Origin of the sequence: Faecalicoccus pleomorphus DSM 20574, from assembly GCF_000420345.1 — a bacterium.
Lineage (GTDB): Bacteria > Bacillota_I > Bacilli_A > Erysipelotrichales > Erysipelotrichaceae > Faecalicoccus > Faecalicoccus pleomorphus.
In genome coordinates this window covers 20,996-31,050 of the sequence record NZ_ATUT01000023.1, presented here as the reverse complement: position 1 = coordinate 31,050, position 10,055 = coordinate 20,996, and the positions used below count along the sequence as shown (strand labels likewise).

At 40.7% G+C, this 10,055-nt stretch carries 11 protein-coding genes; 8 read left to right on the top strand and 3 right to left on the bottom strand.

The features are described from left to right. The 4 genes from G413_RS12515 to G413_RS0109140 all read left to right on the top strand — a co-directional run. Positions 1 to 90: L17 family ribosomal protein (locus G413_RS12515; RefSeq protein ID WP_037614664.1), on the top strand; the 90-nt coding region annotated here is incomplete at its 5' end. A 22-nt stretch (positions 91 to 112) separates the two neighbouring features. Further along, positions 113 to 1,042: a DMT family transporter gene (locus G413_RS0109150; RefSeq protein WP_022790584.1), complete on the top strand. Its 930-nt coding sequence runs from the start codon at positions 113 to 115 to the stop codon at positions 1,040 to 1,042. Continuing rightward, positions 1,035 to 1,934, top strand: coding sequence for a ketopantoate reductase family protein (locus G413_RS0109145; RefSeq protein ID WP_022790583.1), 900 nt, complete (start codon positions 1,035 to 1,037; stop codon positions 1,932 to 1,934). The genes G413_RS0109150 and G413_RS0109145 overlap by 8 nt, the downstream gene beginning before the upstream one ends. An 81-nt stretch (positions 1,935 to 2,015) precedes the next feature. Beyond that, complete coding sequence (locus G413_RS0109140) at positions 2,016 to 3,260, top strand: DUF1015 domain-containing protein (protein ID WP_022790582.1); 1,245 nt, start codon at positions 2,016 to 2,018, stop codon at positions 3,258 to 3,260. Here the strand turns inward: G413_RS0109140 and G413_RS0109135 are convergent. From G413_RS0109135 to serC, 3 genes are read right to left on the bottom strand one after another with little or no spacing between them, the layout of a single operon-like run. Then, positions 3,257 to 4,033: a histidinol-phosphatase HisJ family protein gene (locus G413_RS0109135; RefSeq protein WP_022790581.1), complete on the bottom strand. Its 777-nt coding sequence runs from the start codon at positions 4,031 to 4,033 to the stop codon at positions 3,257 to 3,259. The genes G413_RS0109140 and G413_RS0109135 overlap by 4 nt on opposite strands. Then, complete coding sequence (locus G413_RS0109130) at positions 4,030 to 5,202, bottom strand: phosphoglycerate dehydrogenase (protein ID WP_022790580.1); 1,173 nt, start codon at positions 5,200 to 5,202, stop codon at positions 4,030 to 4,032. Before G413_RS0109130 ends, G413_RS0109135 begins: the two co-directional genes overlap by 4 nt. Then, positions 5,202 to 6,284 carry a 3-phosphoserine/phosphohydroxythreonine transaminase gene (serC, locus tag G413_RS0109125; RefSeq protein ID WP_022790579.1) on the bottom strand — a complete coding sequence of 361 codons (1,083 nt, stop codon included), beginning with the start codon at positions 6,282 to 6,284 and terminating at the stop codon, positions 5,202 to 5,204. The genes G413_RS0109130 and serC overlap by 1 nt, the downstream gene beginning before the upstream one ends. 209 nt (positions 6,285 to 6,493) lie before the next feature. On the opposite strand from serC, the gene G413_RS0109120 reads away from it, so the two are divergent. From G413_RS0109120 to pstA, 4 genes are all read left to right on the top strand, one after another. Then, a complete protein-coding gene (locus G413_RS0109120) occupies positions 6,494 to 7,264 on the top strand; it encodes an SGNH/GDSL hydrolase family protein (RefSeq protein ID WP_022790578.1) in 771 nt (256 codons plus the stop codon). A 162-nt stretch (positions 7,265 to 7,426) separates the two neighbouring features. After that, complete coding sequence (locus G413_RS0109115) at positions 7,427 to 8,299, top strand: substrate-binding domain-containing protein (protein WP_022790577.1); 873 nt, start codon at positions 7,427 to 7,429, stop codon at positions 8,297 to 8,299. A 77-nt stretch (positions 8,300 to 8,376) separates the two neighbouring features. Next, positions 8,377 to 9,228 (top strand): phosphate ABC transporter permease subunit PstC, encoded by an 852-nt coding sequence (pstC, locus tag G413_RS0109110; protein ID WP_027969149.1) that lies wholly within the window; start codon positions 8,377 to 8,379, stop codon positions 9,226 to 9,228. After that, entirely contained in the window at positions 9,228 to 10,055 is an 828-nt protein-coding gene (pstA, locus tag G413_RS0109105) for a phosphate ABC transporter permease PstA (protein WP_022790575.1), read from the top strand. The genes pstC and pstA overlap by 1 nt, the downstream gene beginning before the upstream one ends.

Sequence of the window (10,055 nt, the reverse complement as noted above, 5' to 3'; positions counted from 1 at the left end):
GACCGCAACGGAGGATATACACGTGTAATCAAGACACGTATCCGTAAAGGGGATGCGGCACCGATGGCAATCGTACAATTTGTGAAGTAGAGCAATCTACTTCCTTTTTCTTATGAAGAAACAAGATTTTTTTACACGTCCCGGAATTGTTTGTATAACGGCTGTTTTCTGTTGTGCCTTATGGGGTAGTGCTGTTCCTTTTATAAAAACCGGGTACCTTCTGTTTTCTATCGATGCGACGGATACAGCCAGTATTCTGGTCTTTGCTGGCTTACGCTTTACCCTGGCAGGAATCCTTGTTTTGATTGCTGGCAGTTTTCTGCAGAAACGAATTCTTTTGCCGACAAAAACAAGTTTGAAAGCTATTCCGATTTTAGCTTTGTTTCAAACGGCCGGCCAATATTTTTTGTATTATATCGGTTTAGCGCATACCAGCGGTGTTAACGGTTCGATCATTTCCGGAACCAGTGCTTTCTTTGCGTTACTGGTTGCCAGCTTGTTGTTTCGGTTTGAAAAGCTTTCTTTGACAAAAGTAATAGGATGTATCTTTGGCTTTTTTGGTATTTTGATCATGAATCTGCAAGGGGTTCAGCCATTTTCTCTGTTAGGAGATGGCTTTATGATCCTCTCACAGCTTTCCTCGGCCATCAGCGCTGCCTTTATCAAGCTTTTTACCCAAAAGGATGATGCCGTGATGTTAAGTGGATATCAATTCTTTTTGGGCGGTGTAGTCTTAATGGTAGTCGGTCTTTTGATGGGCGGACATTTAGAGTTAAATGATGTTTCCGGTCTTCTTGTATTGTTTCATTTGGCTTTTGTATCGGCTTGTGCCTATACTTTATGGGGGATCTTGCTATCTAAGAATCCCGTCAGCAAGGTCGGTATCTTTGGCTGTCTGATACCGGTAATGGGCGTATTGCTTAGTGCTTTGATGTTACAGGAGACAGGACAGGCCTTTTCATGGACAGGCTTATTGAGCTTGACCTTGATCGTGTGTGGTGTATGGATCGTGAATAAAGGAGAAAAAAGACAAGATGATTAACAGTGTGGGAATTGTTGGACGAGGTGCGATCGGTTCATTGTATGGTACCTTGTTGAAAGAGAATGGTTTGCGTTCACTTTGTTTTATCGTGGATGAGAAGCGGAAAGAAAGATATCAAAATACGCCGTTTTATATCAATGGTAAAAAAGCGGAGTTTCGCTATGTGACTGAGGCAGAACCATTGGATCTAATTTTGATTTGTACAAAATATGCCGGTTTGCAGGCAGCCTTAGATCAAATAAAGCCTTTTGTACACGAAAATACGATTGTGTTATCTTGTTTAAATGGCATCAGCAGTGAAGAAATCTGCCAAAAAGTCTATCCAAATAACCCAGTCATTCGCTGTATCGTACAGGGCATGGATTCAACATATCTCAATAATATTGTTGATTTTGCTCATGTTGGAGAAATTTTATTTGGTTCAGAATGTAAAGAACAGGAAAAGACAGTCAAGGAATTGGAATCTTTCTTTGCGTCGCATCAAATTCCGTATCGAGTTTGTGAGGATATCGTACGTGAGCAGTGGAATAAGCTGATGTTGAATTGCGGTATCAATCAAGTTTGTGCAGCATATCAGGGCGGTTATGGTATCTGTCAGGATGGAAAACGTCATCAGAAAGAATTTATTCAGGCTATGAAGGAAGTACAGGCTGTTGCCAGGGCAAAACACATTGCACTGACACAGGATGATATCGATGCGTGGGTACAACTGGTCAATTCACTTCGGCCAGAAGGTATGCCCAGCATGGCGCAGGATATCAAAGCCCATCGTAAAACAGAGCTGGCTCTATTTTCAGGAACGATCATACCGATAGCCAAGGAATTAGTTATTCCAACACCGGTTTTATCCGATTTGATGCATAAGATTCAATTACTAGAATGTGATTTTTAGGGTTCTTGTCAAAGAATCCTTTTTTTTAGGGTCGGATTCATGCATTCTTTTTGTATAATAGAATAAAGAGGGAGGGAGAATATGCGACCTTGTTTTCAAAAATCTAATTTTTTATTACCCAATTCTACAATCAATATGCATGCGTGGTCTGTGATTGCCTGTGATCAATACACCAGTCAACAAGATTACTGGCAAAATGTACAAGAAATCATTCAGGATAAACCATCAACGTATCATATGATCTATCCGGAGGTGTACTTACAGGAAAAAGATGATCGAATCTCTAAAATTCAACAGACGATGGAAAACTATGTTCACAACAATATATTGGAGGAAAAAGTAAAGAATGGATTTATATTGATTGAGCGTTCTACGTTTTCTGGCAACCGTATGGGTTTGTTGGGAGTCATTGATCTGGAGGCTTATGATTTTGAACCGGGCAATGTAAAGCCGATTCGGGCCACTGAAAAAACGATCGCATCCCGTATCCCGCCACGCGTTAAGATTCGTAAAGGGGCCCCATTGGAATTGAGTCATGTTTTAGTGTTGTTGGATGATCCAAAGGATGAACTGTTTTCTGGTTTAATGAAAGATAAAGATACATATCCTGTACTTTATGATTTTGATTTGATGATGAATGGTGGTCATATCAAAGGGTATGCAATCGAGAAGGAAAATGCAGATCAGCTTGAATCAAAGATTGCTCAGATGCAGCAGGAAAGAGATCTTTTCTTAAGTGTGGGTGATGGAAACCATTCTTTGGCTACCGCAAAGGCATGTTGGGAAGAAATTAAAAAAGGATTGAATCCACAGGGACAAGAAAATCATCCGGCACGTTATGCGATGGTGGAAATGGTCAACCTGCATAGTCCGGCTTTGATCTTTGAGCCGATTCATCGTGTATTGTTTCATGCGAATATGGAAGAGCTTTATGAGGGTCTGGAGGTTTTCTGTCAACAGGAAGAAGTTCAAATTCGACCGGGAAAGGAGATTGTCTTGTATCAGGATCATCGCGAAATCGGCATAGAGCTTATCAAACAGGATGATCGTTTACCCATTGATATCTTGCAGGCCTTTCTTGACGCTTATCGTTTAGAACATCCCAAGGTGGATATAGATTATATTCATGGACAGGATGCCATGTATTCTTTATTACAGACAAAGGAAAACTGTGGAATCTTCTTACAACACATTGAAAAGAGTGCATTGTTTCCGGCCATTGTTGCAGGTGGAGTCTTGCCAAGAAAAACATTCTCTATGGGAGAAGCGGATGAAAAACGCTTTTATTTGGAAGCGCGATGGATCAAAGAAAAGGAAGCGGATTAGTACGCTTCCTTTAATCTATCATAACAACGACCAACATTCTGCGGAACATGGGCATCGCTGGCCCATAGGATCGGTACTTCTTTTGCCAGGAGGATCTTGCGTAAGGTAGGATGAAGACCGATCTGCGGGTGGCGATATCGATAATATGCTCCGGTGTTGTCTTCCATGGCTACACCATGTGTTTTGGCAAGAGTGGCCAGTTCATGATAGGTGGGTGTTAAATCATATCCGGGATCGATCTGATAGAGCTTGATCACATCCGGATGTCCGATCTGGGTAAATAAATCTGATTCTATGCAGCTTTTAAGCTGTTGATAATACGCTGCATAGATATCTTTACTTTGGTATTGGTTCCATAGAAGTTCTTTACTAAAAGCGCTGATATCATAGAGTCGATCAAATACATCGTGTACACTGCCAACCATGAAATCAAATGGATAGACCTGCAGTGCTTTCTTTAAAAACGCTTCTCTTTCTTTTTTATAACAGACTTCCAGTCCCCATGTTACTTGAACCGGTAATGGCTCTTTTTTTACCTTTTCAATGAGGTCGATATATTCCTGGATTGAGTTTTTCTGTTTCTTTAAAAACCATTCTTTTTGTGCAGGAATCTGGCAAATGTCTTCATACATTTCTTTAAATTCAAAGAAACGATGCGTATGATCCAGAATCTGCAGATGGTCGATTCCTTTCTCTTGGGCACTTTTTATGAATTCAAATACATAATCTTTGCTCAGAGGTCCATTTTCCAAATGTACATGAGCATCGATCATAGCGTGTCCCCTTGATATGTCGTTACACGAATGACACCTTGAATCGATTGAATCTTTTCAATTGTTTGGGCGCTTGCTTTTTTGTCCAGATCCAAGATCGTATAAGCAATATCATTTTTTGATTTATTCATCAAATTTTCAATGTTGGCATTATCATCACTTAAACCATTTGTGATCTGAGAAATCATTTTAGGCACGTTATGATGGATCACACAAATACGGAACGGTGTATTAAAATCCATATGACATTCTGGCATATTGACCGAATTCTTGATGTTTCCATATTGTAGATAATGCATGGTTTCCTGCGCTGCCTTTACGGCACAGTTTTCTTCGCTTTCTGCGGTAGATGCACCTAAATGTGGGATTGCAATCACACCCGGATGATTGACCAGCTTCGGTGATGGAAAGTCGGTTACGTATGCACTTACTTTACCGGAATCCAAGGCTCCCAGGATGTCATCTTCGTTGACCAGACCACCACGGGCAAAATTTAAGATTTTAACACCATCTTTCATCAACGCAATCGTTTCTTTATTGATGGTATCTTTGGTTTTGTCGTTGAGCGGAATATGGATCGTGATAAAGTCACTGTTTTTATATAAGTCTTTGACATCGCTGTCATGTTTGACATAGCGAGATAAATTCCAGGCGGCTTCAATAGACATGTAAGGATCATAACCGCGAACCTTCATACCAAAACGTAAGGCTAAGTTTGCCACCTGCACACCGATAGCACCACATCCGATGACACCCAGGGTCTTACCGTTTAATTCGGTACCGGCATATTTTTTCTTTTGTTTTTCCATATCTTTGGCTAAATTTTCGTTGCTTTCCTGAGTTTTAGCCCAGGCAATTCCACCATAGATATCACGAGATGCCAACAACATACCGGCAAAGACGATTTCCTTGACGGCGTTGGAATTAGCACCCGGCGTATTAAAGACGACGATACCTTTTTCCGTACAGGTTTTAATATCGATATTGTTGGTACCGGCTCCGGCTCGGGCGATACACTTCAAATTTGGATTATAGTCCAAATCATGTAAATTGGCACTTCGTACCAGAATCGCATCTTCATTTTCTAAATCTTCTTTGACTTCATAATTTTCATTGAATGTATCTAACCCAACCTGGGCAATATTGTTGTAGAGCTTTACTTTATACATTAGGCAAGATTCTCCTTTTCAAACTTCTTCATAAAATCGATCAGGGCATAAACCCCTTCCATTGGCATCGCGTTGTAAAGGCTGGCGCGCATACCGCCTACGGTACGATGCCCCTTTAAGTTCACCAGTCCGGCTTCATTGGCTTCTTTGACAAACTTTTTATCTAATTCTGCATCACCGGTCACAAAAGGAATGTTCGTATAAGAACGATCTTCTTTAGCTACCGGATTGGAATACAGCTTTGACTGATCGATATAGTCATATAATAAGGAAGCACGTTTGCGTGTTAGTTTTTCCATTTCTTCTAAACCGCCGATTTCTTCTTCCAGCCACTGTAGAACAAGGCCTACCATATAGATCGCATAACATGGTGGCGTATTGTACATCGAATCGTTATCGGCATATGTTTTATAATCCAATAAGCTTGGAATGTTTTCTTTGGCGTGTCCGATCAAATCTTTTTTGATGATTACAACGGTAACACCGGCTGGTCCCATATTCTTTTGAGCGCCGGCGAAAATTAAGTCATATTTGGAAACATCGGTTCTCTCACTTAAAATACAACTGCTTAGATCGGCAACCAAAAGCTTTCCTTCATGCGGAGGTAACTCTTTATATTTGGTACCATAGATCGTATTGTTTTCGCAGATATAGACATAATCACTATCCGGTGTTAAATCCTCCTGCTTGATTTTAGGAATATGAGTAAAATTGTCTTCTGCACTGGAAGCGATTACCTGTGTCTTGCCTAACTTTTTATGTTCCATAATCGCTTTCTTTGTCCATTGTCCGGTATTGATGATATCGGCACTGTGCTTTAATAAGTTAAGGGGTACCATGGAAAACTGCATGGTTCCTCCACCTTGACAGAACAGAATTTCATAATCATCCGGTATGTTCATCAAGCGTCTTAAACGTGCTTTACATGTATCTAAAATTTCCTGAAACTCACTGGAACGGTGGGACATCTCCATAACGCTCATTCCACTTCCATGAGCATCCAGCATTTCTTCCTGTGCTTTTTTGAGTACCCATTCCGGTAAACAGGCAGGCCCTGCACTAAAGTTATACACTCTTGTCATTTTTTTCACCCTGGTGTCATCCACCATTTCCTTTCTGTAATATCCATAATTATACGAGAATAAAAAAGAAAATCAAGGAAAATGTTCAGAAAATAAAAACATATGTTTATAATATAAGTACATAATTTTTGAAAGCCTGTCGAAAAAAAGTGGAAATCTATCCCACTATAATGTGTGAAATGTGATAGAATAAGAGCCAAGGAGAACCTATGAGACGAAAACTAAAATTAAAACCAAAAGTGAAGCGGGCCGGTATCATTTTTCTAGCGGTAATCGTAGTTTTATCCGGCTTTTTGATCTATCGAGTATGGAATCATAATGCGACATTAGCGCAGGGCTTAGATTATATACAGGAGCAGGAGAATAAAAAAGTAAAGGAATTGTCTTCTTCTTTAAAGGATAAGAAGAATGCGGAAATGGAAAGTGCCATTGAATCTGGACAGGTAGATGTCTTTGCCTTGTTTGATGATGCGGTAATCTTTGGAGATTCTCGTGTTATGGGCTTTAGTGTGTATCATTTCTTTCCGGAAAGTCATGTGTTGGCCTCATCCGGGGCAACCATCAAAGATATTTCAAACTGGGTAAATCAGGCACAGTCCATGAATCCTTCGTTGATTTTCTTTTCTTATGGAGTCAACGATATGGGCTTAGGTTTAGATAGCGAGGGTGGCTATGATACTCTTTATCAATCGCAGATTGAACAAGTTGTAAAGGTTTGTCCGGATGCGACCATCGTGGTCAACTCCATTATCTCAGCCACACCGGCTGCCATTGAAAAATCACCGCGCTGGGATAAGGTGGATGAATATAATAAAAAGATTAAAGCCATGTGTGAAAAAAATGACTGGATCTATGTTGATAACAGTGAAATCTGCCAGAATGGAAACGCAGATATCTATCAGGCCGATGGAGTTCACTTTCTGCAGCCGTTCTATACGACATGGGCGGAAAATATGATCATGACAGTACGTAAACAATAGATAAATCTGACATTTCTGTAAAAATGGAAATGTCTTTTTTTTTGAAAGCTCAAATATTTTAGATGCTTAACTGTATTTTACATGGATTTAACATTTCTATACTTTAGCCTTAACAAACCTTTTGTATAGTATCAGTGTAAACAAAAGAAAAGAGGATAAAACATGAACAAATTTTTAAAGGGAATGTTAGCTTTAGGATTAAGCGCTACCGCTTTGGTCGGATGCTCCAGTGGAGGAGATGATGCACAGAGCGATGAAGGAACTGCATCAGGAGCAATTACTGTTGTAAGTCGTGAAGATGGTTCTGGTACACGTGGTGCCTTTACTGAATTGATGGGCATTGAAGAAGATGGAACAGATAACACAACCAGCTCTGCTCAAATCACAAACTCAACTTCAGTTATGATGACCACAGTTGAAGGAAATTCTTATGCGATCGGTTATATTTCATTAGGGTCTTTAAATGACACAGTAAAAGCTGTAACTGTAGATGGTGTAGAAGCTACTGTAGAAAATGTAGAAAGCGGAGAATATACCGTAAGTCGTCCGTTCTTAGTTTGTACAACGGAGGATATCAGCGAATTAGGTCAGGATTTCATGAATTTCATCATGTCGGATGAAGGACAGGCTATCGTTGAAGAAGAAGGATATATCCCAAGAGAAACAACAGGTGCCTTCACTTCCAATGGTGCTAGCGGTGATTTGACCGTAGGTGGTTCCAGCTCTGTAACACCAGTTATGGAAAAACTGGCAGAAGCTTACGAAGAGATCAATACAGGTGCTAATGTATCTGTACAGCAGAGTGATTCAACTTCCGGTGCTGAAAACACAATTTCCGGTGTATATGAAATCGGTATGTGCTCTCGTGATTTAACAGAAGAAGAACAGTCTAAAGGGCTTACACCAACAACGATTGCGTTAGATGGAATCGCTGTTATCGTTAATAAAGAAAATGCCGTAGATAATCTGACAACAGATCAGATCAAACAAATCTATACAGGCGAAATTACAGACTGGGCAGATATCTCTGAATAGTCGAATCAAAAGTGAATCGTTTTAAAAAGGGGCCAGAACCCCTTTTTGAGCGATTACAAGTAGAAAGGAATTGTGACATGCAGTTAAGAGAAAACGCAATGCGTATCGTATTTATGTTAGCTGCCTGCTTTAGTATCGTTGCGGTCTTTTTCATCTGTTTCTACCTGTTTATCAACGGACTTCCGGCGATTGCGGAAATCGGTCCTTTGAATTTTTTAGGAGGAATGGAATGGCGTCCAAACAATGATATATATGGTATCTTCCCGATGATCATCGGAAGTATTTATGTAACAGCAGGAGCAATCGTAGTGGGGGTGCCGATTGGTATCTTAACCGCTATTTATATGGCTTATTTCTGTCCGAAAAAGCTATATAAGATCATTAAACCGGCAGTTGAGCTTTTAGCCGGTATTCCAAGTATCGTGTATGGTTTTTTCGGCCTGGTCGTAATTGTACCATTGATTCAGGATGCGTTTCATACCAGTGGAAATACCGTTTTAGCCGCTTCGATCCTGTTAGGGATCATGATCTTACCTACGATCGTTTCTGTATCCGAGGCAAGTTTGCAGGCGGTGCCGGATTCTTATTATGAAGGAAGTCTTGCCTTGGGAGCCACCCATGAAAGAAGTGTCTTTTTTGTTTGTTTAAAAGCAGCTAAATCCGGTGTGTTAGCTGGTGTGATCTTAGGTGTAGGCCGTGCAATTGGTGAGACCATGGCCGTTATCATGGTTGCCGGAAACCAGGCCGTTATGCCGGGCAGCTTACTTTCCGGTGTGCGAACCATGACCGCCAATATCGTGTTGGAGATGTCATATGCGACCGGTCTTCACAGGGAAGCTTTAATTGCGACGGCTGTTGTGTTGTTTGTCTTTATTATGATCATCAACCTGAGTTTCTCTGCTTTAAAGAGAAAGGAGGCTAAATCATAATGAAAGCAAAAAAAGATGGCGTTTCGTTATTCTTGTCAATCGTAACGCATGCCGCTGCCATCATTACGATTTTATGTTTGTTGTTTATTATCGCGTATATTTTGATTCGTGGTATTCCAAATTTGACACCGTCTTTGTTTGAATGGGAATATACGACAGATAATGTCAGTATGATGCCTTCAATCATCAACACGATTATTGTTGTGATTTTAACATTGTTGATTGCCGGGCCAATTGGGATCTTTTCAGCCATCTATCTGGTGGAATATGCCAAACGTGGTTCCAAACTGGTGAAGGTAATCTTGTTGACAACAGAAACCTTATCCGGTATTCCCAGCATCGTCTATGGTCTGTTTGGATCATTGATGTTTGTGATTTCCATGGGTATGGGTCTAAGTGTATTTGCCGGTTCTTTGACTTTGGCGATCATGGTATTGCCAACGATTATGCGTACAACGCAGGAGGCGCTGGTTGCAGTACCGGATTCTTATCGTGAGGGAAGCTTTGGTTTAGGTGCCGGAAAACTTCGTACGATTTTCCGCATAATCTTACCGAGTGCCGTACCGGGAATCATGTCCGGTATTGTTTTGAGTATGGGACGAATCGTTGGAGAAACAGCGGCCTTGATCTATACTTCCGGAACGGTAGCGCAGGTTTGCACGAATATCTTTGCGCCGGGAAGTACGTTAGCTGTACACATGTATCGCTTGATGAGTGAAGGATTGTACACGGAGCAGGCTTGTGCGGTTGCCGTTGTCTTATTAGTATTTGTGATTATTATGAACAGCTTGTCTTCGTATCTGGGAAGAAAGCTTGCGAAAGGATAA

Excerpts from the sequence above, each read along its gene's own strand:
- G413_RS0109150 (WP_022790584.1), top strand. The coding sequence starts at position 113 with ATGAAGAAACAAGATTTTTTTACACGTCCCGGAATTGTTTGTATAACG.
- G413_RS0109145 (WP_022790583.1), top strand. The coding sequence starts at position 1,035 with ATGATTAACAGTGTGGGAATTGTTGGACGAGGTGCGATCGGTTCATTG.
- G413_RS0109140 (WP_022790582.1), top strand. The coding sequence starts at position 2,016 with ATGCGACCTTGTTTTCAAAAATCTAATTTTTTATTACCCAATTCTACA.
- G413_RS0109135 (WP_022790581.1), bottom strand. The coding sequence starts at position 4,033 with ATGATCGATGCTCATGTACATTTGGAAAATGGACCTCTGAGCAAAGAT.
- G413_RS0109130 (WP_022790580.1), bottom strand. The coding sequence starts at position 5,202 with ATGTATAAAGTAAAGCTCTACAACAATATTGCCCAGGTTGGGTTAGAT.
- serC (WP_022790579.1), bottom strand. The coding sequence starts at position 6,284 with ATGACAAGAGTGTATAACTTTAGTGCAGGGCCTGCCTGTTTACCGGAA.
- G413_RS0109120 (WP_022790578.1), top strand. The coding sequence starts at position 6,494 with ATGAGACGAAAACTAAAATTAAAACCAAAAGTGAAGCGGGCCGGTATC.
- G413_RS0109115 (WP_022790577.1), top strand. The coding sequence starts at position 7,427 with ATGAACAAATTTTTAAAGGGAATGTTAGCTTTAGGATTAAGCGCTACC.
- pstC (WP_027969149.1), top strand. The coding sequence starts at position 8,377 with ATGCAGTTAAGAGAAAACGCAATGCGTATCGTATTTATGTTAGCTGCC.
- pstA (WP_022790575.1), top strand. The coding sequence starts at position 9,228 with ATGAAAGCAAAAAAAGATGGCGTTTCGTTATTCTTGTCAATCGTAACG.